Source organism: Rhodohalobacter sulfatireducens (assembly GCF_022012475.1).
GTDB lineage: Bacteria > Bacteroidota > Rhodothermia > Balneolales > Balneolaceae > Rhodohalobacter > Rhodohalobacter sulfatireducens.
Genome location: NZ_JAKLWS010000027.1, coordinates 21,025 through 46,053, shown reverse-complemented (window position 1 = coordinate 46,053; position 25,029 = coordinate 21,025). Strand labels below are relative to the sequence as shown.

Here is a 25,029-nt window from a genome sequence, read left to right as displayed (position 1 = left end):
AGAAATTTTCGATGAATAGTAAATCTTTCAGACATCAATTTTTATTCGAAAAATACCATGTTTGCTCAACTAAAAAATACAATGTCTATTCTTCGTTTCTCCTTAACTTTTATTAACATCAAGCAAAACTAATCAAAAAAGAAAAGTCTGTTATTATGAAACGCCCGGTCCTATTATTAACCCTATTCGTTATTTGTTCTTCTCTCCTATTCGCTCAGGATGACAATGGCGAAGACGAATGGGATGTCACCGAACATCTAGCTGAAACAAAACAAGTCAGTTTTGAGACGACCGAAGGTACATGGATGAACCTCGACGTAAGCCCGGATGGCGAAGAGGTCGTATTTGACCTTTTGGGGAATATCTATGTGATGCCAATCGAGGGCGGCGAAGCAAATGTAGTCAGAGAAAGCATTGCCTATGAAGTTCAGCCAAGGTTTAGTCCGGATGGATCAAAAATCTCTTTTACGAGCGATGCAGGCGGTGGTGATAATATCTGGGTGATGAACCGAGACGGATCAAATGCCCGGCAAATTACTGAAGAAGATTTCAGACTTTTAAATAACGCCGATTGGACTCCCGACGGTAATTACCTGGTTGCTCGAAAACATTTTACCTCAACAAGGTCTTTGGGAGCCGGTGAAATATGGATGTTTCATGTTACTGGGGGATCAGGAATTCAGCTAACCGAGCGTCCTAATGATCAACAGGATGTGGGTCAGCCGGTCGTATCACCAGATGGTCGCTACGTTTACTACAGCCAGGACGTCTACCCGGGCGGATATTTTCAGTATAACAAGGATCCGAACAGCCAGATCTATGCCATCAATCGATATGACCGCGAGGAAGGTGACATTGAAAGAGTAACCGGCGGACCGGGCGGTGCGATCTCTCCTACCATCTCTCCGGATGGCACAAAGTTGGCTTTCGTTAAACGAGTAAGAACTAAATCAGTGCTCTACGTCCGGGATTTAGAAACCGGAATTGAAAAGCCGGTTTATGACAATATGAGTCCCGATCAGCAGCAAGCTTGGGCTATTTTCGGACCATACACAAATATCGACTGGACGCCGGATGGCAACAATCTTGTGTTTTGGGCAAACGGAAAAATCAACAAACTAAATGTTGAGACTTTAGCGGTTGAACAAATTCCGTTTGAAGCTGAAATCAATTATGAAGTAGCTGAGGCAGTTCAATATGAATTTGATCCTGCCCCTGAAACGTTTACGGCCAAAGCCATTCGACATGCTGTTACCTCACCTGATGGAGAAACACTAATCTTCAACGCAGCCGGTTACCTATGGAAAAAGGAACTGCCGAGGGGAACTCCTGAACGGTTGACCGACGAATCAAACCTTGAATTTGAACCCTCATTTTCTTCTGACGGAAACAAACTTGTCTATGTAACCTGGCATGATGTGGATATGGGGAACATTAAGGTTTTGGATATAACTCAGGAAAATGCAACTCCTGAAACTATCACAGATCGAAAAGGAATCTATCGCGAACCTTCCTTTTCTCCTGATGGAGAAACCATTCTATTCAGAAGAGAAGGTGGAAATAATCACCAGGGACATGCCTATACCGTTAATCCCGGGATTTATACGATACCGGCAACCGGTGGCGAACAAACGCTCATTCTTGATGACGGCGAAAACCCAATATTTAATGCCGACGGATCACGCATTTTTTATCTCGGTGGCTCCTATCTTGGTAATGAGTTTAAATCGATGAACCTAAACGGAGAGGATCACAAAACTCATTTTACATCAAAATATGCGAACAATTTTGTGCCCAGTCCGGATAATCAATGGGTCGCATTTAATGAGCTTTTCAAAGTGTATATCGCCCCAATGCCGGCAGTTGGCAGTGGAATAGAACTAAATGCTGATACAAAAGCCATTCCGGTAACCCATGTGGCAAAAGATGCGGGAATCAGCCTGAACTGGTCGGATGATGGCAATCAACTTCACTGGACGCTCGGTGAAAAATACTTTTCGGTTAAGCTACAGGAAGCCTTCAATTTTCTGAGCGGTGAGAATAATCACGACGATGAACTTCCTCTTGGAACCAATGAGGGAATTGATATCGGACTTGAACTGGAGTTGGATATTCCGTCGGGAACCATTGCTTTCACAAATGCTCATATCATCACTATGAATGAGGATGAAGTGATTGAAAACGGGACTATCGTTTTAAATCAAAATAGAATTCAAGCCGTTGGGTCTGCTGATGAGATAGAAATTCCATCCGAAGCAGATATCGTGGATGTAGAAGGAAAAACCATCATGCCGGGACTGGTGGATGCACACGCTCATATTGGAAATTTCCGACAGGGTTTGAGTCCGAATCAGCAGTGGGAATATTTTGCGAATCTTGCATATGGCGTAACTACAGCCCATGATCCATCCTCAGATACAGAGATGATTTTCTCACAATCCGAAATGGTAAAGGCCGGAAATATGGTGGGGCCACGTATTTTTTCAACCGGGCGAATTTTGTATGGAGCTGAAGCTGAATTCAAAGCTATAGTCAACAACCTTGAAGATGCACGATCGGCAGTTCGACGGACAAAAGCGTTTGGGGCTACATCTGTTAAAAGTTATAACCAGCCGCGACGGGATCAGCGTCAGCAAGTGCTCCAGGCTGCTCGAGAAATTGGTATTAATGTGATGCCTGAAGGCGGATCAACGTTTACCCATAACATGAGCATGATTATTGACGGCCACACCGGAATTGAACATAATGTCCCGATCTATCCGCTATATAATGATGTTTTGACGCTTTGGTCGAATACGGATGTTGGATACACACCAACTCTAGTTGTGAATTACGGTAGTATGAGCGGTGAATATTATTGGTACCAGCACACCAATGTCTGGGAAAAAGAACGATTGCTGAACTTTACTCCCCGACCAATTATTGACTCCAGATCTCGTCATAGAACGAAGGTTCCTGAAGCGGAATATGAAATGGGACATATGTTAAGCGCCGCCTCTGCTGATGACCTGCATGATCTTGGTGTCACAGTCAATATTGGCGCTCACGGACAGCTACAGGGACTCGGAGCCCATTGGGAAACCTGGATGTTTGAGCAAGGCGGAATGAGTAATCATGAAGCACTTAAAGTAGCAACAATTAATGGGGCAAATTATATAGGAGTAGGTGACCATCTCGGTACATTAGAGGAAGGCAAACTTGCTGACTTAATTGTGATTGACGGGAATCCACTCGAAAATTTACGTGATACCGAAAACGTTGTCTATACAATGGTTAACGGCCGGCTTTACGATGCCTCAACCATGAATGAGGTTGGAAATCATCCCGATGAGCGTCTCCCATTCTGGTGGGAACAGCTCGATTATGATGAACAATTCGACTGGCATGCTATTATTGAATCGGATAACATCATTCAGTGCAGCTGTCAAACGAAGCATTAGGTTTTGCTGTCGGCTTTCAGCTATCAGTAATCGAACTGTTAGCTTGTAGGCAAGCATAACTAACAGAGAGTTCCATCAAAATTTTTTAAAAATAAGCGATACACATCATGAAATATATTGACAATGATGAGAAAGAAATCATCGAGTCTTATAAAAGAGATGGTTGGATTTCCTCCGAAAACAAATTAGAAGAAGCCATTGTGAAGTCTGCAAAGAAATTCCGGTTAAAAATCAAAAAGAATTAGATTTTAGCTATCGAACCTCAGCTATCAGTAAAATGCTGACGGCTGATAGCCGAATGCTGACAGCTTTATCATATAAAATCACAAAACCATCTAAATATTTATATGCCAAAAAACAAATTCAACATCGACGATGCATATCTCTTCGAATCTGAACTTTCTGAAGATGACCGAATGGTAATGGAGACCGCCCGCGACTATGCTCAATCCAAGCTGGAACCGCGAGCACTTGAGGGTAACCAAGATGAGGTTTTTGATCTATCAATCGCCAAAGAGATGGGTGAAATTGGTCTTCTCGGTTCAACGATTGATCCAAAATATGGCGGAGCCGGCGTGAGTGATACAGCGTATGGTTTAATCGCCCGTGAAGTTGAGCGGGTTGATTCCGGGTATCGATCGTTTATGTCCGTGCAATCGTCATTGGTGATGTATCCCATTTCAATTTTTGGTACAGAAGAACAGAAAGAACGATTTTTGCCTCAGTTAGCAACCGGCGAGATCATCGGGTGTTTTGGATTAACAGAACCCGATCACGGTTCAGATCCCGCATCCATGAGTACAACGGCAGTCAAAACCGAGGGAGGTTGGACGCTGAATGGTGCCAAGATGTGGATCACCAACTCACCCATTGCTGATGTGGCCGTTGTTTGGGCAAAGGCAAAAGAGGACAAAGACGACGAACCGGTTATTCGTGGATTTTTGGTTGAAAAAGAAATGAACGGATTTTCAGCTCCGGCAACGAAACACAAAATGAGTTTGAGAGCATCATCCACCGGAGAATTGGTTTTTGAAGATGTTTTTGTTCCGGATGAAAATGTTTTCCCGGAGATTCGCGGATTGAAAGGCCCGTTTATGTGCCTGAACAGTGCCCGATATGGCATTGCTTGGGGGGCTGTTGGTGCGGCTGAGTTTTGCTATCATAAAGCTCGTCAATATGTATCAGACCGAACACAATTCGGAAAACCGATAGCAGCCAACCAGTTGCCTCAGACCAAACTGGCAAACATGCTGACTGACATCACGTCCATGCAGATGCTGGCATGGCGGTTGGGACAATTGAAGGATTCCGGCAGACTCCACCCGAGCATGGTTTCGCTCGCCAAACGAAATAATGTGGGCAAGGCTTTGGAAATCGCTCGCGTCTCAAGAGATATGCATGGCGGTAATGGAATCTCAGGAGAATATCGAGTTATACACCACATGATGAATCTTGAATCCGTAAACACCTACGAAGGTACCTACGATATACACGGATTAATCCTTGGCCGTGAGATTACAGGAATTCAGGCTTTTACGCCGAAGGGGAATGGTTGAAATTCCAAAAGGTTTAATTTAGTAAAAGTAACATTATTGCTGGGAAAAAGTTGACAGTAGGCAGTAGGCAATAATCATTTTGCCTACTGTCAACTGCCTACTTGTTTCATATAAATTATAGAATTTCTTAGACCTATCTCGAATATATACTCGCCTCAATCAACTTATCCCCCATCTGTATCCGATCTGCCACATCCGTCCCCTTGGTTACTTTACCGAAAATAGTATAATTCCCATCCAAATGCGGCGACCAGTTTAGCATGATGAAAAACTGACTCCCTTCAGTATCCGTCCCCGCACTTGCAATACCGACCATGCCTCGCTCAAATGATTTAAATGAAGGTTCAGTTGGAATTCTATACTCCAGTCCGCCATAACCATCTTTGCGTTCGATATCTCCTCCCTGGATCACAAAATTGCGAACCACCCTATGAAATGGTACTCCATCATAGACACCTGTGCGAGTTAAGCTGTCAATCGATGAAACCGTAAATGGTGCGGCCAGAGGATCAAGCTGAATTTCGATGGTTCCTTTTTCGGTTTCCAAAACCCAAAAAGGATTTGTGCCCATCTCATAAAGTCGTTCCCAATTCGGTATTCTGAATGGCTTTTCAGAAATTTCCAAAGCTTCGAATTGATCGGGAAACCGATTGGAAAGCACCTCCTCTAAGACCTCTTCATTTTCCCACTCAGACATCTCAACAAAATCTTGATATTGATTAAACATCCATTCAAAACTGTCCTCATCAAAAAGAACAGTACTATTCAAAAGCGGTCCAATTGTAGATATTACACTTCGATCTCCCTCTTCCAATGCGTGTAGAGTTAAAGATCGAACCTCATCAGCAGCATCCTGATTTTGAGAGTGCTCAGTAAAATAGTTCATCAATGCCTCTGTAGCTCGGAGTCCACCGATACCGCCATCTCTGATTTCAGATTGAAGCCTGTCCAAGTACTGTTCATCCGATTCAATTTCTGCGTACAACGGCAATATCTTTTGCTTCAGATATTCATTTTCACTGTCCATAAAATCCAGCTTGTTTCGATACCCCTCGATATCTCTTTCATTTGTTACTAGCACGGTCAACGCTTCGGCAAAAACTTCTGCGTCACGAGTAATTGGAGCGATCTCAAATTCAATCATATCAAGTAGTTGTTCCGGAATAGAATCAAATTCCTGGAAAGCTTGAAGTGATTGGGCTACAACATTATCAATAGTATGGTTTAGTAATCTTTTTATATGCCTATGGTTCAACGCGCTATGTTCAAATTTTGCAATATTTCTTGCTAATTCATTTGATAGTTGAACCGCTTGATTCAGTTCACGATCTGACCGCCTTTCCATCACATGTAGAAAACCAACTTTTCCTAAAATTCTTGTAACGTACTGGTCCATTTCATAACTAAAGAAACCATCCCTCTCATCGAGCAATTCGTTGAAATAGACGTGGAGTTCAGATTCCGGGTTTGGACGATTCAGTTCTGAACGATAAAATCCATAAAGCAAATTCCGCCAAATGGTTTCATCTTCTGAATGAAAAGCTAGTTCGATAATCTTTTTTTTCGAGGAATCCTCTACTTGAACTCCGGCTACAATTCCACCAACAGATTTTGCGCAAACTTCATTTTGTAATAGTAGTTCAGGTTTTCCCAGCAGAATATCTAACGTATTTATGGTTCCATGTTTGAAGAATACTTCACAAACCGCTTCCGATTTAATCCAACCATTTTCAAAATGTTGGCCAATAGAATCAACCTGTGCTTTATTTAAAAGATGTGAACTTATGGAGTACCATATAAGTGAATCATCTTGCTGAACAGCATAATTTACAAATGACTGTAGATCTTTAGCTTCACTTTTTCTAATCCCATTCCACGCTAGAGATCTTATCTGCTCATTTTCATAATTCGCAAACGCCCGCAATCCATCATAATCTCTTTCTAAAGTTTCATTTGCCAGGTTTGGATATTCTGTTAAGATTATGGGTTTACGATCCTGTTCTGCTTGTTTTGTACATGAAAAAAATGGCACTAAAAACAGCAGAAAAAAGAATCCCTTGTACCTCTGATGAAAAAAGAAATTCATTGAATTGTTTTTGATAAAAGTTCTTTGTTTATTGCACATATATTACACATAAATCAATAATCATTATGGACAACGCCCAACTTACCCGAAAACAGAAAGATTTTTTTGATTTCATTATTGATTATAAAAAAGACCACGATGTTTGGCCCACTTACAGGGAAATAGCTGACGCATTCAACTATAAATCCCCTAACAGTGTGACACAAAATATACAGGCATTACTCAAAAAAGGATACCTGGTTAAAACGGATGATGATGAATATGATATCCATCCGGATTATGAGGGGAACCTAGGTCTGAAGAAAACTGCCGGAATTCCCGTAAGAGGTTTAATTGCAGCTGGTTATCTTCAGGAAGCTGTAGAAGCCGACCTTGGAAGAATTACACTTGAAACGTTGTTCCCCAATATGGATGATATGTTTGCACTTCGGGTCTCCGGAATGAGTATGAAAGATGCCGGAATTTACGACGGCGATTTTGTTCTGCTTATGGATAGCGATGTAAAAGACGGCGATATCGGTGCAGTGTTATATAACGGTGAAACCAGCTTAAAACGAATTTATTCCGATAAAGACGGCCTAAGATTAGAACCCGCCAATGAAGAGTATGATGACATTGTGATTGAACCGGATATATTTGAAGAGGTACGGGTAATCGGTAAATATATCGGGCATGTGAACCGTACGGGGATTCACAAAGGAATTCCTACAAAGAAGGCAAGCTAAACCGTGTATTGAACTAGCTTGAGGGCCCAGCTCGTGCTCCTTGCATCAGGAACAAGCAAGACGCTTTTGCCGGCGCTGATCAATTTCAGCCTTTATTCTCCTGACTTTGCTTCTCTTTTTTTGTGATGAGCCGGCCGTTGGCATCTTTTCTGGATTCAAAAAGTTGAGAATCTTTAATCCATGCACGGCCACCGTCATGCTGGAGTTTTTTGGTATTTTTGTATTTAAATGCCTGCTTATGAAGGTCCGGAAGTTTGCTCATCACTGTTTGTATTACTTAAAAATGTCATTCAATTTTCAAAGTGGAAATTACATGCATATGACATGACTCTCAATTAAAATTTATCCATATACTCTCACTGGAAAAAACATCTGAAAAGTGGTTTTGATTCATTTTAAAAAACACTATCTTTGGAGTCTATCAAAAATTAAGAATTTAACAATAAGAAATTAACACTCATGTACGCTATCGTAAAAATTGGCGGGCATCAATATAAGGTTGCTGAAGACCAAACTATTTTTGTTAACAGACTTTCTTCCGACGATGAAAATATCACACTGGATGAAGTTCTTCTGGTGAAGGATGAGAAAGGAAAAGTTAAGATTGGCAAACCGACTGTAAAAGGTGCTAAAGTTGAAGCTAAAATCGTAGAACACTTGAAAGCCGATAAAGTAATGGTTTTCAAAAAGAAGCGAAGGAAAGGATATCGAGTTAAGAACGGGCACCGACAGCCTATCACTCAACTTCAAATCGAAAAAATTTCTTAATACGAGGTAAATTATGGCGCATAAGAAAGGTCAAGGTTCGACAAGAAACGGACGAGATTCAGAATCGAAACGACTGGGTGTGAAGAAATATGGTGGTGAAGTTGTACGTGCAGGAAATATTATTGTACGTCAGCGAGGTACTAAATTCCACCCCGGTGAAAACGTAGGCCGCGGCGGCGATGATACTCTCTTCGCCCTGATCGACGGTCAGGTTACTTTCCGAACCAGAGGCAATGGACGCAAATATGTTTCTGTAGAGGAAGTCTAAATTTTTTTAAATTTTTTAAGCCCTGATAACAATGTTGTCAGGGCTTTTTTTATTTTGGGGCATGGATTATACAATCAATGAATATCCCCATCTGCAATTCGGATCTATCTACTGCATTGGCCGTAATTACGCCAAGCATATCGAAGAGATGAAGAGTAAGAAAACGGACGATCCCGTTGTTTTCCTGAAGCCAAGAAGCAGCCTGATCTTTAATGATCAAACGATTCACCTACCTCAGCAGTCATCCACTGTTCATCATGAAGTTGAACTTGTTCTATTGATCGGCCGCGCTGTAAAAAATTGTTCCGTCAAAGAAGCTCTTCAAACTGTTCAGGCCGTTGCCGTTGGTATTGATGTAACTGCCCGCGACATTCAATCTCAAGCAAAGAAAAATGGTTTACCCTGGACTCTCTCAAAGGGATTTGACACTTTTGCACCTATAGGAAACTTTGTTGAATTGGATTCATTGAGTGATATTCAAAATCTCGACATCCAGGTGCGTGTAAATGGCGAACTTCGTCAGCTTGGCAACACTTCTAAAATGCTATTTTCGGTAAGTGAGCTTATCTCCTATTTGTCTCATCAATTTACTCTTAACCCGGGCGATTTGATTTTTACCGGGACTCCGGAAGGTGTGAGTCCAATTACTGATGGAGATATTATTGATGCATCGATAGGCGATCAACTTTCTACGCTAAAAGTTTATGTCCGTACATAATTTTCATAACATACTTTTTTTGATCTGTTTGATCACCCTGGGATTGATCCACGTTCATCCTATAAATGCTCAGCCTCTCTCCTTTCTGGTTGACAGTGTTGAGTATGTTTGGCCTACAGATGCAACGAACCAGATCTCATCAACATTTGGCGAGACACGGTCTGCCCACCTGCACGCCGGCTTAGATATTCGTACCTGGGGGCAGGAAGGCTACAAAGTTTTTGCCACTCGCGATGGAATCATATACCGAATTGGAACAGGCCCCCACGGTTATGGAAACGTATTATACATGAAGCATAATGACGGTTCCTATTCTGTCTACGCCCACTTAAACCGGTTTGAGCCAAACTTACAGGCATATACGGACTCCATTAGAATACAGGATTACTCCTTTGTTATGAATGAAGTTATAGAAGAGGATTCACTTTTTTATGAAAAGGGTGAAGTAATAGCCTTTACGGGGTCGTCCGGTGTTGGCCCACCTCATTTGCATTTTGAAATAAGAAATAAGGATAATGAACCTGTCAATCCTCTATTAACCAATTTAACTGTCCGAGATAATCTACCCCCTGTTTTTCGTCAACTGGGTATAGAATTTCTAAATCCCATAAATCTCAAAAACGAAGGATTTGAAATTAAAAATGCCCGAAGAGATGGCAGAAATTACGAATTCGGGGAGATTACCGTTAATCAACCGGTGGGCCTTTCAGTAAATCTACATGACAGGGCTAATAATACGCCAAACGCGTACGCTGTATACACCCTAACATTGGTTCATCAATCAGATACACTCTATCATTCGAGCGTAGATCAGTTTTCATATGCTGAAGGCAGGCATATGTTTCTGGACCGTTCTTACCAAATTCTGGCAGAAACCCGAAGAGCTTTTCAGCGGCTTTATAAAGTTAACGGGAATAAACTTCCAATCTATAGAAAACTAAAAAACAGGGGCGTGCTGGCACTGGATGAGGGTAAATATCCTCTTCAAATTATCGCTTCAGATATTTTTGGAAACGAGACTAAAGCTGCAGTAACACTCAATGTGAATGGTTCAAACAAGATCGATAACATTACTGATGTACCCACTTATCCCGCTCCGGGTGAAATTTCAAAACCATTTACTCTAAACCAAAAAGAGGTTCTGTTTGACAATAGTGTGCCCATGCTTGCAAGTTCGGAACCAATTTCTTTCAGCATATCGCGAATTTCGGATGAGATTCGGTTCAGATCTAACTCCTCCATAGAAAAAAGACTATCTCCCGGCATAAAACAGGTTTTTAGCACTCCGAATCAACAGTTGTGGATTGAATTTCCCAAAGAAGCCCTTTACGATTCGCTCAATCTGCATCTGGATATTTCAAGGATTGGAGATGAGATTCATTTCAACTTTTCACCTGATCGCCTGCCCATCGAGGGAGAGGTCTATTTTAACTACATCCTCCCGGATGAATTAAAAGATAATGAGCACCTTGGGTTATTCTCAGTCGATAAATTCCGAAATCGAACCTACTTCATGTGGGCTACTAATAAAGACGGGATGATCCGGTCACCTTTACGGGAGATCAGCAGTTTGGTAATTATGGAAGATAAAACTTCTCCATGGGTAGGTAAGCCCCACTTAGAAAAAAATCTTGCAGGGAATTACGTCATCAGGGTACCGGCAGTAGATCGCGACACCGGGATAGATTACCAGGCTTCAAATATTACTGTAAATGGAAAACGCGGCATTATTGAATACGATCCCGACAGAAATTCTCTTTTCTATTACATTCCAGGGTATGTTCCTGAAAACCAGAACCAAGTAGAGATTGAAGTCTTTGATGGAATGGGAAATCGTACATCAAAAACTGAATCTTTTACTTTCTGAAGTTAGATATACGCCACACAACTAATCTCAATTTTTACATCTTTCGGCAAGCGACTCACTTCAACCGTTTCTCTTGCCGGTGGATTTTCAGGGAAGTAACTTCCATAGATTTCATTTATATCAGCAAAATCATCCATGTTTGCCAAAAATATTGAACACTTTAGCACTTTCCCGAAGCTGCTGCCGGCTTCAAGCAAAACCTGTTCAAGATTTTTCATCACCTGTCGGGTTTGTTCGCCTACATCATCACTGATGATTTCCATCGATTCGGGATCAAGAGCAATTTGCCCGGAGCAGTATAGCGTATTCTGATGAACAACAGCCTGGCTGTAGGGTCCAATTGCTGCGGGTGCTTTTTTTGTCTTTACAATTTTTTTTAACATATCGCTAAATTCATTCTTAAAGTTTTTGAGATACTTCAATTTTAAAGAAAAATTTATTCCTATAGTAAATCAACCTACTCCAACTTGTTATGGAGGAACCTGATATTGCGGAATCCTCTATATATAGTTACTTTCTAAGTATTAAATAAATTTGAAAAACATCACGTATATAAAAATGAAAAGATCCAAACTAATCTTACTGATAATCGCTCCCATGTTGCTATTCTGGGCATGCGAAACTACAGATCCACTGGTAAATGATGTGCAGGTAGACTTGGTTACCGGCAATTTTGAGTCAGCTCTTGAAACGGTCAACACTGCACTTGAACAAGATTCATCAAACTATGTTGCTCACTATTACAAGGGGATTGTTTTAGCCTCTCAAGCCTGGGAGATGGAGCCGCCAAGTACCCGGCAACCTGTTTATGAAAATGCGAGAACATCTTTTGATTCTGCAAAAGATTTAATGGAGGCTCAACCTGAAGAACCGGAAGAACTTGAACAGCTTACCAATTCAGTTGTGTCGTTTTGGGCTGACGAGTATAACATGGCAGTAAACATCCAGAATGATGACAGCCTTTTCAATGCCACTGAAAACCCATATGAAACTTCACTGGCTCATCTGGAAAACGCAGTAACTATCAACCCAGACAGTGCCATGACCTACCAGGTACTTTCTTCAACATACTACCAATTAGACCAGGTTGATCAAGCTATTGAGAGCTACGAGAATGCTATGGAGTTGTTGGAACAACCTGCACCTGAAGATTATGAATACCTGGTCAGTTTATATCTTTATAATAATAACTATGAAGAGGCTATTGAGCTTTCTGAAGAAGGACGTGAGGTCTATCCTGAAGAAACAATGTTTGTTCAGTTTCTTGCCGATGCATATATCCAGGCTGGAGACAGAGATCGGGCCATAAGCCTTGTTGAAGAACTGATTGACAGCGAACCTAACAATCCTCAATACAGGCGTGTTTTGGGTACCCAGGTCTATCAAAGTGTAGAAAGAATATCTAACCAGGTATCTGATCTTTATGAAGAGCTTTTTGAACTTCGACAGGCGGCTAGAAATCAACGTGGACAGGAGTTAGAACAAACTCAATCTGAAATTGAATCTCTTGAATCGGAAATTGAAAGTATGGAACAAGAGATCGACGAACTTTCTGCGATCTCTATACGGGAAATGGAACAAGTCGTTGAACTGGTTCCTGAAGATGAAGAAGCTAATTTTATTCTCGGGGTTATTTATCAAAACCGAGCAGCGAATTTGTTTGAGCGACGCAATAACACCATGGATAATGAAGAAGCTGCTGATTACGATCGACGGGCTAAAGAAAATTTAGAAAAGGCCCGACAATACTACGAACGTGCAGCAGAAATAGATCCGGAAAATCCAGAAAACTGGCGATCACTCTTCCAGGTTTATACAGCTCTTGGTATGGAAGAAGAAGCTGAGGACGCAATGGAAAAAGCCGGAATGAATAATTCCTCGAATTAAATAAATTTATGATATACCAAATTCCCCGAATGCTAAGTTTAGCGCTGGCATTCGGGATTTTTTTTACCCTTTCGTGTAGTACCATCCAGAATACGGAGTCAACAAGCTCATCGGGTGATGATGCAGCTACTCTCCAGGAAAGAATCAATGAAGTAAACCAGGAAATTTCAGCAAATCCGAATAATGCTCAATTACAGGTAAGGAAGGCAAATCTTCTTTATCAACGATCTCAAAAGATGTCTCAAGTCGAGAATCGTAATCCTATTTATCAAAATATCAGGGATATTGCAGATGGTTATTCTTCGAATCCTAATATTACAAATCAATTGGACGAAGTTCTTTCAAAAGCCTGGCATCTTGAAAAACAGACAGGAATGAGTCTTCTTCAAGAAAATGAGGCTGCCCAATCTGAGAGTTTTTCAACGATTGTATCTCATTTTCAAAATGCAATTACACTCATTCCCGATAGTTTACAAACCTACAGTTTGCTGGCTACTTCTTACTACCAGCATGGAAATTTAAACCAGGCTATCGCCACTTTGGAGCAGGCTGAAGATCAGAATGATTCCTATGAACCGGCAATCAGTGAAAAGTTGGCTTATTTATATCTCGAATCCGGTGATTTATCTGAAGCAGAACGAAGATACAGAGATCTCGTTGATTACGATCCTGATAAAATAATTTATCAGCATGGCCTGATAAACGTGTTAATTTTAAGTGATAAACACGAACAGGCGGTTGAGATGCTGGAACAACTCTCCGGGGAATATCCAACACGGTATGCCTACCAGGAATCACTTGCTACGGAACTCTATTATCTGTTCAAAACTAAAACAGAATCGATTGCATCTTTATCAACGAATAGTGAGTTATCTGAGGAAGAGCAGGACGAATTAACCCGCCTGCTTCGTTCAGTGCATACAATTTTTGAGACTATACAGGAGTCATTTCCAACCACAGAAGAGAACCTTCACAGGATGGCCTCTTTCTACAAAAATGCTTCTTCAAGGCTAAGCCAACTTCCCGAAACTAATTCCGAACTCGAGGAAATGGAACAGAGTTTTATGGAGTATGCACTTCCACTTTGGGAACGACTTGCTGAAATTAACTCTGATAATCTTGGTTACATCAATAATCTCTACCAGGTTTATCTTGAGTTGGATATGCAGGAAGAAGCAGAGTCGATTGAACGATCATATAATTTCTAAACCTTTTTATGAAATTTAATACAAAAGCGATTCACGCCGGCCAGGAACCTGAAAAAACATCAGGGGCCGTAATGCCGCCAATCTTTCAAACTTCAACCTATGCACAGAAAGCACCAAACGTACACCAGGGATACGATTACGCCCGGGTAGGAAATCCAACGAGAACTGCTCTCGAAAAGATGATTGCAGGACTTGAGGAAGCCGATTCTTGTTCATGTTTTGCAAGCGGTGTGGCTGCTATAGATGCGATTCTTAAAACTCTCAGGCCCGGGGATCATGTAGTATCAACCAATGACCTTTATGGTGGTACGTACAGGCTTTTTCGTCAGGTCTTTGAACCCTATGGAATTGAGTTTTCATTCATTGACATGACAGATATTGACGAGGTGAAATCTGCTATCAAAGATTCAACCAAACTCGTTTGGATTGAAACGCCTACAAATCCCTTGCTGCGAGTTATTGATATCGCAAAAGTTGCGAAAATTTCATCTGATGCAGGTGCACTTTCAGTAGTGGATAATACGTTTGCATCTCCCTATCTACAGCAACCTCTCTTGCTCGGTGCGGATGTAACCATGCATTCAACCACAAAATATCTCGGCGGTCATTCAGATATTATCGGCGGAGCGGTGGCTTCTTCTAATGAAGAGTTCATGGAGAAAATCCGCTTCCAGGTGAAAACATCCGGGGCCGTACCCGGTCCCATGGATTGTTACCTGGTGTTGAGAGGAATTAAAACACTGCATCTTCGAGTTCAACGATCTGTTGAAAATGCGAAACAGGTTGTGGATCTGCTCGAATCTCATCCCAAAGTTGAGAAGGTTTATTATCCGGGCTTGAAATCACATGCCCAGCACCATATTGCGGCAAAACAGATGAATGATTTTGGAGCGATGGTTTCCTTCACTTTAAAGGACGACACCATTGAAAAGGCAAATGAAGTGATGTCGAATACTGAAATATTTACCTTAGCAGAGAGTTTAGGAGGTGTAGAGTCATTAATCAGTCATCCCGCATCTATGACACACGGGTCCATCCCGAGAGAAGTTCGTCTTAAAGCCGGTTTAACAGACTCCCTGATTCGATTATCTCTTGGAGTTGAGGATGCTGAAGATTTGATTAGTGATTTAAAACAAGCTATTGAATCATAAATCAATAAACTCATGTCTGATGTAGTCATTGTTGAGGCAAAACGTACTCCGGTCGGATCTTTTGGCGGGAGTTTATCATCACTCACAGCACCTGAACTTGGCGCCTCTGTAATTTACGAGGTAATCAAATCTGCGGGGATAAAACCCAATGATGTACAGGAAGTTGTGATGGGAAATGTGCTCACAGCCGGAATTGGTCAGGCCCCGGCCCGCCAGGCTGCTATGAAAGCCGGCCTATCTGAAAAAACTCCATCAACCACTGTAAATAAAGTTTGTGCATCAGGTACAAAAGCTATCATGATAGCCGCCGATCAAATCACTTTGGGGCAAAACGAAATTATGGTCGCAGGCGGGATGGAGAGTATGAGCAACGTGCCCTACTACCTCAAAAAACACCGGTTTGGATCAAAACTGGGTCACGGTAAAACAGAAGATGGTATTTTAATTGATGGCCTGTGGGATGTATACAACGATTTTCACATGGGCAATGCTGGTGAAATTTGTGCTAAAGAGTGTAATATCTCAAGAGAACAGCAAGATGAATTTGCCATAGAATCTTACAAGAGGGCTATTAATGCGCATGAAAATGGATATTTCAAAGATGAAATTGTAGAGATTAAAGTAACAGGGCGCAAAGGTGATGTCATCAAAGTATCTATGGATGAGGAACTGGAGCGCGTCAACTTCGATAAAATTCCTCATTTGAAACCTGTTTTTGACAAAGAAGGAACCATTACGGCAGCCAATGCAAGCAGTATAAATGATGGTGCAGCTGCTGTACTGTTGATGAGTGAGGAAAAAGCAAAAGAGTTAAGCCTCAAGCCTATTGCCAGGATTAAAAGTTCGGCTAGCGCAGCGAAAGCTCCCGAATGGTTTACAACCGCACCATCAGATGCAATTCCTATTGCACTGAAACGAGCGGGTATTGCAATACATGATGTGGACCTTTTTGAAATTAATGAAGCATTCTCAGTTGTTTCACTGGCGAATAACCAGATCCTGGAACTTGATCCCGGTAAAGTTAATATCCACGGTGGAGCCGTTAGTATTGGCCACCCAATTGGATGCTCGGGTGCCCGGATTGTAGTTACACTTTTACACGCTCTGAAAAGAGTGAATGGAACGCTTGGATGCGCAGGGATTTGTAACGGCGGTGGCGGTGCATCTGCTCTGGTAGTAGAAATGATATAAGAGGTTCAGTACCGGCAGTACTTGACTTTTTTTAGGGGTGAGTGTATTATCTGGTGTTCAAAGATCAAATTCTATACAGCTATTCGTTTCATCAAATCTAAATAAACTCTACAATAGCCTATTGCAAAAAGCTACAGTTTTACAATACTCATAGAAAGATTACTTGCTGCAAAGGAATCAGTCACAAGGTTCTTAAGAATATTCTAATTACGTTTATCACAGCAGTTTTCAATCTTTCAGTTGGCAAACAAACAATAGATAAATATTACCTGAGTTATTCTTATACTTTGGTAGAGTTTCAGATTCATTCAACAATTAGTTTTTACGTCATGAAAAAGATTTTCATTACTCTCGCAGCGATAATGCTATTACCAATCCTTTCTGTCCAAGCACAGGTTGGTATCACGGCTGTTCCTTTCCTTCAGATTGAACCCGATTCAAGAGCAACAGGAATGGGAAATACCGGAGTAGCGGTTGCAGATAACGCATCAGCAATTTTCTGGAATCCGGCAGGACTTGCATTTCAAAATCAAAACCAGATCAGTGTAACACATGCAAACTGGTTACCTGCTTTTAATGCCGATCTATTTTATGACTATCTCGTAGGTACCTATTATGTAGATGGAATTGGTACTATTGGCGGACACATTACATTTTTGAACCTCGGTGAGCAGATCCGTACGGATGAAACCGGTCTTGAACTCGGCAGATTTAACAGTTTTGAAATTTCTGCAGGTCTTTCTTACGGATTTCAAATTTCAGACAATTTTTCATTAGGAACAGGCCTTCGATATATCTACAGCTCATTGGCTGATGGAAGTGTAAGCGGCCAGGAAATTAGCCCCGGTTCAAGTGTGGGTATTGATTTGGCCGGACTTTACAAAACCAACCCATTCCAATTAGGAAACCGTCAGGCATCATTTAATGCCGGTTTCAACCTCTCAAACATCGGCCCCGGAATACAGTATACCGACAACGCTCAGAAGGATCCCCTCCCCACTATTATGAGATTGGGATGGGCATATACCATGGACATTGACGCCAACGGTATCAATACTCTGACACTTTCCAATGACATCTCAAAAATTATGGCTCGAAATGAAAGAGTCGGTACTGATCCTGACAGCCCTGAATATGAAACAATGGGCGTTATGGAGGCACTCTTTAATTCCTGGGGTTCTTACGAACGATTTAATGGAACAGAGACCGTTGATGTAAGCCTTGGCCAGCAACTTATGTACGGCTTTGGACTTGAATACTGGTACGATGAGCTTTTTGCACTCCGATCCGGTTACTACTACGAGCACCCGGAAAATGGGAACCGGGAATTCATCACCTTGGGAGCTGGGCTTCGTTACAACATTTTTGGTGTGGACTTCAGCTACATTTACACACTTGAAGATGACCACCCACTCGCAAACACAATCCGATTGAGTGTTCTGATGAATTTCAGGTAAGAACTATTCTTTTGAATGACATATTTAACTTCAAGAAGCAGTGGTATATATATTTTATCACTGCTTTTTTTGATTCACCTTTCATCTGTTGATGCATTAAGTCAGCACCGGGTAAGACCGGACATTCTCTCCTCTTCTAAAACTTCATCTTCATCCTCACTGAATCAAAACCTCAAGATTCTTGGAGTAATGGTCGAGTTCCAACCCGACACCAATCGATTTACATCCGGAAACGGTACATTTGATACTGGCAGTATTCCCTATCTCGAAGACCCCGGTACAAATATTGATGCACTTCCACACGACCAAAATTATTTTGAAGCACATCTTGAATTCGTAAAGAATTACTACGAGAAAGTTTCCCGAAATCAAATATCTGTTGATTTTGAAGTACTGCCCGACATTTATGAGCTTCCTCAGAAAATGGCGAAATATTCTCCAATTGGAGAAAACCCGGATCTATCTGAGATGATTACGTTTATCACTGACGTTTGGACACGAGTGAGTGAGTCGGAAGATCTAACAACAGATTTTAAAAATGGTGATAACATTGCTTTCGTTATTTTCCATGCCGGTGTCGGAAGAGATGTGGAACTCTCCGGTACTAGCCTCGACAAAACTCCCCAAGACCTTCCCTCCTTCTATTTAAATAAACAAACTTTGGCCGATTTTTTAGATGCCCCTTCCTTCAGTGGTTTTCCGATCAATAATGGAGACCTGTTGGTCGATAACTCATTGATTGTTCCGCGCACATTAACCCGTTCCGGCACCGATGCCGTGGGAAATCAATTTGTCTTGCCGCTCTCTGTCAATGGGCTATTAACGGCTCAAATTGGCAGTCATTTGGGCTTACCCGATCTGTTTAACACGGAAACCGGGCAATCCGGAATTGGGCGGTTTGGTTTGATGGACGGCGCTGGAATTTTTTCCTACAATGGCCTATTTCCTCCTGAATTATCAGCCTGGGAAAAAACTTACCTGGGTTGGGAAACGCCATTTTTAGTTGATACAAACTCCGAATCTAATATTACCCTTCCCTCCTCATCCGATAAGCAAGATAATTCCGTAGCAAAAATTCCGCTATCAAAAAGCGAGTATTTCCTTATTGAAAATCGCCATCGTGATCCTGAAGGCAACGGCGTGACTCTCACAATCAAAAAAAGTGATGGATCCTATGTCAATCAGACATTTACAAACCAAGACTTGGGATTTGTCAACCAATCAACGGGCTTCGATGAGTTACTTGAACCCGGTGTAGTCGTTGATGTTAGTCATTACGATTTTTCACTTCCCGGTGGAGTCATCTCACAAAATGACGGTACTGAGAGAGAATTAAATGGTGGAATTTTAATATGGCATATCGATGAAAGAGTAATTCAATCTGAGATAAATCGGGGAAGCATTAACAACAATCCTGATCGGAAAGGCGTAGACCTTGAAGAAGCCGATGGTGCTCAAGATATCGGACTTCCCACGTCTATTGGTTTATCTCAAAATGAAGTGAATGGTTCTACTTTTGATTTTTGGTGGTCCGGAAATGATGCTCGAGTCATTGCGCAGGCCGATACCATCCTGTTTTATGAAAACCGATTTGGCCCAGATACCCGGCCCAATAATAAAAGCAATTCGGGGGCATCATCAAACTTTGAACTTTTTGATTTTTCATCTAACCTGCCCGTTGCAAGCTTCAACATTCGTCCTGTAAATCCCTTCTCTGATCTTTATGATCTTTGGGATACTCAATCAAACCTTCAAATAAATACAACCTCACTTTCGTATGATACTTTTTGGCAGCAATATCCATTAGCCTCGCAACCGATCTCAAATGGATGGATCATGATTCCCGGTTACGATGGAATTCGTTTCTATAATCCCACTCAAAGAAAACTCTCAGATTCAAAAATCGAAATAGCATCACTCCAGCAACCATATTTAAAACACAATCTGATTGCAATCGCTGAAAACCCTTCTTCAACTGAAGATTTACTCACTATTTCAACATACGAGTTTGACCAGGGAGAGATGAGTAAGATATCTGATTATAATGTTCAGCCGAATAAGGCATTTATCAGTTCCCATCAAAATAATACGTTGGATATCGACGGCACCTCTTCTCAAATTGATTTGACCAATGGTGAAATCATCCAAAATAATCTGGCAGTTCAATATTCCGGCCGAATTGGAGACTATCAGGCTAAAATTGAAAATGGTTCGCTGATCCTTGAATATCCCGGAGGATCAGTAACACATGTAATCAGTCAGAAGAATGAAGATTCACGTCTATACACCGGTATTGTAAATTCTTCGCAAAAAAGTATTCTTTTCTATCTTCTTGAAGATGGAAAACTCTCAATTTTTTCATCGGATGATAATTATCAAACCCAACATATAATCCACGATTCTGAAGAGGTCGATTGGCCGGCAATTGCAGATTTTGATCGAGATGGAGGTCCGGATTTTTTATTCATTGATTATTCTGCCAATCAACTCATTGCAAAAAATGTGAACGGAGCAGTTCTTTCTTCATTTCCACTTCCTGAGCCAAAAGATGTAACCTTTGTCGGAACTCCACTCATCGCTGATTTGAATAGTGATCAGCTGAACGATTTGATTATAACCGGGTACGATCAATCCTCCATGAATCTCTACGCTTATAACGAAAAGGGCGAGTCAATTGAGGGTTTTCCTCTGCTGGTTGGTGGACTGTCAGACAGTGCGGGCCAACTTGTTCACCCTCTGATTTCCGAAGATAAATTGTTTGCGGTCAGCCACACCGGAGAACTCAAAGTTTGGGAGTTTAAGGAACTTCAAAATGCTCTGTGGAGATCAAAATATGGTAATCAAACTAATAATAAAGTTTCTGCATTTATTGAATTTGATGTGCCCGTCGATCCTCAGCTCTCATTATTAAATAGTAAAGAGACCTATAACTGGCCGAACCCGGCAAGGGATCAAACCCAAATCCGTTTTCAAACCAAGGAGCCCGCAGAAGTTCGAATCAAAGTATTAACGATGAGCGGGCGCGTGATTTCAGATCAAACAGTTCAGAGTAAAGGAACGGTTTCAGAAGAGATCTCACTGGATACCTCTAGCTGGGCCAGTGGCGGATACTTTGCACTTATTGAGGCCAGGGCCAGTGGAGTGAAAGAAAAGAAAATTGTAAAAATAGCCATTGCAAGATAATGAGACCGGTCTTCAAATATCGTTTCTTGATCATCCTGCTGATGATGCTCTTTCCTGCCGGTTTGATGGCACAGGCTTCACCTTCATCTGTTGGTTTTCCCTACAATCATCTACCCTGGTATACCCTTGAGGGTGAACACTTCTATATCCATTACCAGGAAGGAAGTGAAAAGACAGCTGCAGAAGCCTCTGTCATCGCCAATCAAATATATGGACCGATAACAGATCTTTATGACTATGAACCGGATCGAAAAGTGAGCATTATTTTGCGTGACCGTGAAGATTATGCCAATGGTGCAGCCTATTTTTTTGATGATAAAATTGAGATATGGATCCCTCCTCTCGATACACCACTTCGAGGAACTCACCAGTGGCTTCGAAATGTCATCACGCATGAATTTACTCATATCGTACAGATGGGCGCCTCCATGAAACGATCTCCGACGATTCAATCAATCTATTTTCAGTGGCTCTCGTACGAGGATGTTCGCCGCCCAGATGTTCTGTATGGATCTCCAAAGGGAATCATTACACATCCATTCTCTACTGTGAGTATTCCGGCCTGGTTTTCGGAAGGGACGGCTCAATTTATGCGAGAGAACATATTTTATGATTACTGGGACACCCACAGAGATATGATACTTCGAATGAATATTCTTGAAGATAAGACTCTGAGTTTTGAGGAGATGGGTGATTTCAGTTCAAAAAACAGCCTCGAACGCGAGATGGTTTACAATCATGGATTCGATTTTACCCGGTACCTGACAGAGCAGTACGGTGAAAAGGTTATTGGCGAATTATCGTGGGAGTCAGCGAATGGCTCAAATAACTTTGGCAATGTAATGAAGTCCGTAACCGGCAACGATGGACAGGATCTGTATGACCGCTGGATTGAAGACCGTAAAAAGAAATACAACGACCAAGTACAAGATCTGGCCAATCATGAGATCGAACCAGTTGTAGAAAATGGATTTTTTAATTTCTATCCACAGTATGATCCTCAGGGCACTACGTTTGCTTACCTGACAAATCGTGATAGAGATTATGCTACAACCTTTCTAGTTCTCGAAATGCCCGATTCCTCATGGGTCTTGGATGAACTCAAAAATCCCGGAGATGAGCCGAAGAATTCGAACTCTTTTCAGCATTTTAACTCTAAAAACATTGCGCTTGATTACATAGGAAATCGTTTTTCATTTTCTCCTGACGGAATGAAAATAACCTACAGTAAAGCTGACCGAAATCACTTTGGCGAGGAGTACCAGGACCTTTTCATATTTGATATTAAGAATATTGAGGAGAACAAAATTACAACCGATGGACGTATACAGGATCCGGCCTGGCATCCATCAGAAGAAATAATAGCAGCCGTTAATCTTCAAAAGGGAACTCAAAACCTCGTTCTGATTGATCCTGAATCAAAAGAGGAGACCAAACTCACAAATTTTTCGAATGGTGAAACTGTGTATACACCTGTTTGGTCACCTGACGGGAGTTCAATTTACTTTGCATCGGCAGCTGTCAACAGCCGTAACTTGTATCGATATAATATTGAAACAAAACAGCTTGAGACTTTGTTTGAAGACAAAATTATCGATTTCAGAGATCCCTGGGTAGATACAAACAACGAATATTTATATTTCTCGGCTGACTCAGACGGTATTTTTAATATTTATCGATCAAAATTAGACGGGCAATCCATTCAAAAAATTACGGATGTAAAAGGGGGAGCATTTATGCCGTTTGCTACTACGGATTCGCTCATCTTTTCCAATTACGAGGCGGATGGATACAAAATTTCTGCGATGAAACTGCCTGAATTCAAAAATACTCAGGTTGCAAATGAACTTTCAGGCAACTCAAAGCATCTACAAGTTAAAATTACTGAAAACAAGGTCGAAAACAGTACTATTTCCGGTGATTTCCAATATTTCTCAATGATCCATGATTCTTTAACATCGCGAGGAAATGAGGAAGAGGAAATCGCATTGAGTGATGAAACTTTTTTATGGCGTCCCTATAATCAAACTACAACGGGTTTAAGTGTTATACCTGTCATAAGGTTCGATAATTACACGAAACTCAAAGGAAATAACTCCAGATTAGTCGCTAATGGAAAATTTGGAAATCTCGGGAAAAACCTGGTTCGTGATCTCAAAGCAGGGGCTTACTTCACATCACGGGATGTTACCGAGCGGTTGAATATTTTTGCTGGAGCTTTGTTTGGGTGGGGATCTACAGAGGCTGATAGTTTTAGCGATTTTTTCTCACCAAACAGGCTCAATAACCTGGATCGCGACCTGTTTTTGATTATCGATCACCGGGGAATTCCTTTTATCAAGCGAAGTTGGTCACCTACAATTAGTGTAGAGCTCTATAATCTAAAACGGAATGTACGAGACGGTGCTTCCATCGAAGAGTTTCCTTGTACTTCCTGTCTGCCAAGTCAAAAATCGATTGATATCCGTTATAATGTCTGGGAAGCTAATTTATATCTCAGAAGTAAATTAAACCGCTGGAGCCTGTTGGAATTGGGAGCCTCATATTCGCCCTATAGTGTAGCTACGGATGGTTTCTTTTCTGAAGAGATCAACCAATTTATCCCGGGATCAACCACAGAATATTTCAAAGGAACATCGTATTCCGCTTCCTACATTGCCAATACCATTGTGCCATCCCGCCATTCAGATATAACCCCGGAAGGAGCACGAGCGAACGCAACATTCCGTTTAGAAAACGGACGTTTATTACAAGAGTTTGAGCTTGATGAAGGTTCTCTATCTCCCGTTTACGAACAGACAACCAACTATTCACTTGAATTACAGAGTCAGCTTGGCGGCGAAATTGCAGGCGATATTCATGGATTGCTTACATCCAGAATTTTCGGGTATTTAACCAATCCAGAAGATTACTTTTACCTCGATTACACAGGTGGACTTACCGGAATGAGATCCTATCCTTATTTTGCAATTGGCGGACAGCGGACTATCTGGGGGCGTTTTTCACTGCTCGCACCCATTAAAAGAGATATTAATGTGCAAATGGGTAGCTATACACTCGATAAGTTATACGCCAATCTTTTCGTTGAAGCCGGAAATGGTTGGGGCGGCCCTCTAAACATCGGTGACGATTTAAAAACAGGAATTGGAACAGAATTAAGGTTTGCTTTAAATAGTTACTATATTTTTCCTCTAAAATTTTTCGTTACTACAACATATGGTTTCAATCAATTTAACGTTACATTACCGAGCCAATTTATTTCTACTTCACCTGAGAACTCCATTACTTACGGGAAAGAGTTACTCTTTTACTTTGGTTTAACTTTTGATTTCAATCAGTTGTGAAATTTTCATTCTTTAGTGCATTATTTTTCCTGATTCCACTTTGTGTTCTAGGTCAGGATCAAAAAGTATCAAACAATCTATCTTCGCCGGTTATCATTAATTCCACGGCAGAACCAGAAAACTTTCATTTAATTACTCCAGTTCTTTTGCGAGAATCACCCATTCTTAGCGAACAGGAAG

At 41.4% G+C, this 25,029-nt stretch carries 18 protein-coding genes; 15 read left to right on the top strand and 3 right to left on the bottom strand.

Going from position 1 to position 25,029, the window contains the following annotated elements; genetic code table 11:
• The first annotated feature begins 155 nt into the window (after positions 1 to 155).
• The 3 genes from L6773_RS16465 to L6773_RS16455 all read left to right on the top strand — a co-directional run bounded on the left by L6773_RS16465 (position 156) and on the right by L6773_RS16455 (position 4,996).
• Positions 156 to 3,440 (top strand): amidohydrolase family protein, encoded by a 3,285-nt coding sequence (locus tag L6773_RS16465; protein ID WP_237855545.1) that lies wholly within the window; start codon positions 156 to 158, stop codon positions 3,438 to 3,440.
• Between the two features lie 107 nt (positions 3,441 to 3,547).
• Entirely contained in the window at positions 3,548 to 3,685 is a 138-nt protein-coding gene (locus tag L6773_RS16460; protein ID WP_237855544.1) for a hypothetical protein, read from the top strand.
• A gap of 102 nt (positions 3,686 to 3,787) precedes the next feature.
• A complete protein-coding gene (locus L6773_RS16455) occupies positions 3,788 to 4,996 on the top strand; it encodes an acyl-CoA dehydrogenase (RefSeq protein WP_237855543.1) in 1,209 nt (402 codons plus the stop codon).
• 133 nt (positions 4,997 to 5,129) lie between these two features.
• Here the strand turns inward: L6773_RS16455 and L6773_RS16450 are convergent, their stop codons facing one another.
• Complete coding sequence (locus L6773_RS16450) at positions 5,130 to 7,082, bottom strand: peptidylprolyl isomerase (protein WP_237855542.1); 1,953 nt, start codon at positions 7,080 to 7,082, stop codon at positions 5,130 to 5,132.
• Positions 7,083 to 7,147: 65 nt separating this feature from the next.
• Here L6773_RS16450 and lexA point away from each other — a divergent pair, with 65 nt between their 5' ends.
• The gene (gene lexA, locus L6773_RS16445; RefSeq protein WP_237855541.1) at positions 7,148 to 7,807 is read left to right on the top strand and encodes a transcriptional repressor LexA; all 660 of its coding nucleotides are present in this window, start codon (positions 7,148 to 7,150) and stop codon (positions 7,805 to 7,807) included.
• A gap of 85 nt (positions 7,808 to 7,892) precedes the next feature.
• Here lexA and L6773_RS16440 read toward each other — a convergent pair whose 3' ends face one another.
• Positions 7,893 to 8,069: a hypothetical protein gene (locus L6773_RS16440; RefSeq protein ID WP_237855540.1), complete on the bottom strand. Its 177-nt coding sequence runs from the start codon at positions 8,067 to 8,069 to the stop codon at positions 7,893 to 7,895.
• A gap of 197 nt (positions 8,070 to 8,266) precedes the next feature.
• On the opposite strand from L6773_RS16440, the gene rplU reads away from it, so the two are divergent.
• The 4 genes from rplU (at position 8,267) to L6773_RS16420 (ending at position 11,428) form a co-directional block, all read left to right on the top strand.
• Positions 8,267 to 8,575 carry a 50S ribosomal protein L21 gene (rplU, locus tag L6773_RS16435; protein ID WP_237855539.1) on the top strand — a complete coding sequence of 103 codons (309 nt, stop codon included), beginning with the start codon at positions 8,267 to 8,269 and terminating at the stop codon, positions 8,573 to 8,575.
• Positions 8,576 to 8,588: 13 nt separating this feature from the next.
• Complete coding sequence (rpmA, locus tag L6773_RS16430; RefSeq protein WP_234572031.1) at positions 8,589 to 8,843, top strand: 50S ribosomal protein L27; 255 nt, start codon at positions 8,589 to 8,591, stop codon at positions 8,841 to 8,843.
• A gap of 61 nt (positions 8,844 to 8,904) precedes the next feature.
• Positions 8,905 to 9,561: a fumarylacetoacetate hydrolase family protein gene (locus tag L6773_RS16425; protein WP_237855538.1), complete on the top strand. Its 657-nt coding sequence runs from the start codon at positions 8,905 to 8,907 to the stop codon at positions 9,559 to 9,561.
• Positions 9,548 to 11,428 (top strand): peptidoglycan DD-metalloendopeptidase family protein, encoded by a 1,881-nt coding sequence (locus L6773_RS16420; protein WP_237855536.1) that lies wholly within the window; start codon positions 9,548 to 9,550, stop codon positions 11,426 to 11,428. The genes L6773_RS16425 and L6773_RS16420 overlap by 14 nt, the downstream gene beginning before the upstream one ends.
• Before the next feature lie 2 nt (positions 11,429 to 11,430).
• Here the strand turns inward: L6773_RS16420 and L6773_RS16415 are convergent, their stop codons facing one another.
• Entirely contained in the window at positions 11,431 to 11,811 is a 381-nt protein-coding gene (locus tag L6773_RS16415) for a RidA family protein (RefSeq protein WP_237855535.1), read from the bottom strand.
• A 175-nt stretch (positions 11,812 to 11,986) separates the two neighbouring features.
• On the opposite strand from L6773_RS16415, the gene L6773_RS16410 reads away from it, so the two are divergent.
• From L6773_RS16410 to L6773_RS16380, 7 genes are all read left to right on the top strand, one after another.
• The gene (locus L6773_RS16410) at positions 11,987 to 13,315 is read left to right on the top strand and encodes a tetratricopeptide repeat protein (protein ID WP_237855533.1); all 1,329 of its coding nucleotides are present in this window, start codon (positions 11,987 to 11,989) and stop codon (positions 13,313 to 13,315) included.
• Positions 13,316 to 13,323: 8 nt separating this feature from the next.
• A complete protein-coding gene (locus L6773_RS16405; protein ID WP_237855532.1) occupies positions 13,324 to 14,523 on the top strand; it encodes a tetratricopeptide repeat protein in 1,200 nt (399 codons plus the stop codon).
• Positions 14,524 to 14,531: 8 nt separating this feature from the next.
• The gene (locus L6773_RS16400; RefSeq protein ID WP_237855531.1) at positions 14,532 to 15,674 is read left to right on the top strand and encodes a cystathionine gamma-synthase; all 1,143 of its coding nucleotides are present in this window, start codon (positions 14,532 to 14,534) and stop codon (positions 15,672 to 15,674) included.
• Positions 15,675 to 15,686: 12 nt separating this feature from the next.
• Positions 15,687 to 16,865, top strand: a complete 1,179-nt coding sequence (locus L6773_RS16395) for an acetyl-CoA C-acyltransferase (protein ID WP_237855530.1) — start codon at positions 15,687 to 15,689, stop codon at positions 16,863 to 16,865.
• Between the two features lie 329 nt (positions 16,866 to 17,194).
• Positions 17,195 to 18,322, top strand: a complete 1,128-nt coding sequence (gene porV, locus L6773_RS16390; RefSeq protein ID WP_237855529.1) for a type IX secretion system outer membrane channel protein PorV — start codon at positions 17,195 to 17,197, stop codon at positions 18,320 to 18,322.
• 15 nt (positions 18,323 to 18,337) lie between these two features.
• The gene (locus L6773_RS16385) at positions 18,338 to 21,505 is read left to right on the top strand and encodes a T9SS-dependent M6-like inactivated metalloprotease (protein ID WP_237855528.1); all 3,168 of its coding nucleotides are present in this window, start codon (positions 18,338 to 18,340) and stop codon (positions 21,503 to 21,505) included.
• Positions 21,505 to 24,849, top strand: a complete 3,345-nt coding sequence (locus L6773_RS16380; protein ID WP_237855527.1) for a DUF5050 domain-containing protein — start codon at positions 21,505 to 21,507, stop codon at positions 24,847 to 24,849. The genes L6773_RS16385 and L6773_RS16380 overlap by 1 nt, the downstream gene beginning before the upstream one ends.
• Positions 24,850 to 25,029 lie beyond the last annotated feature (180 nt).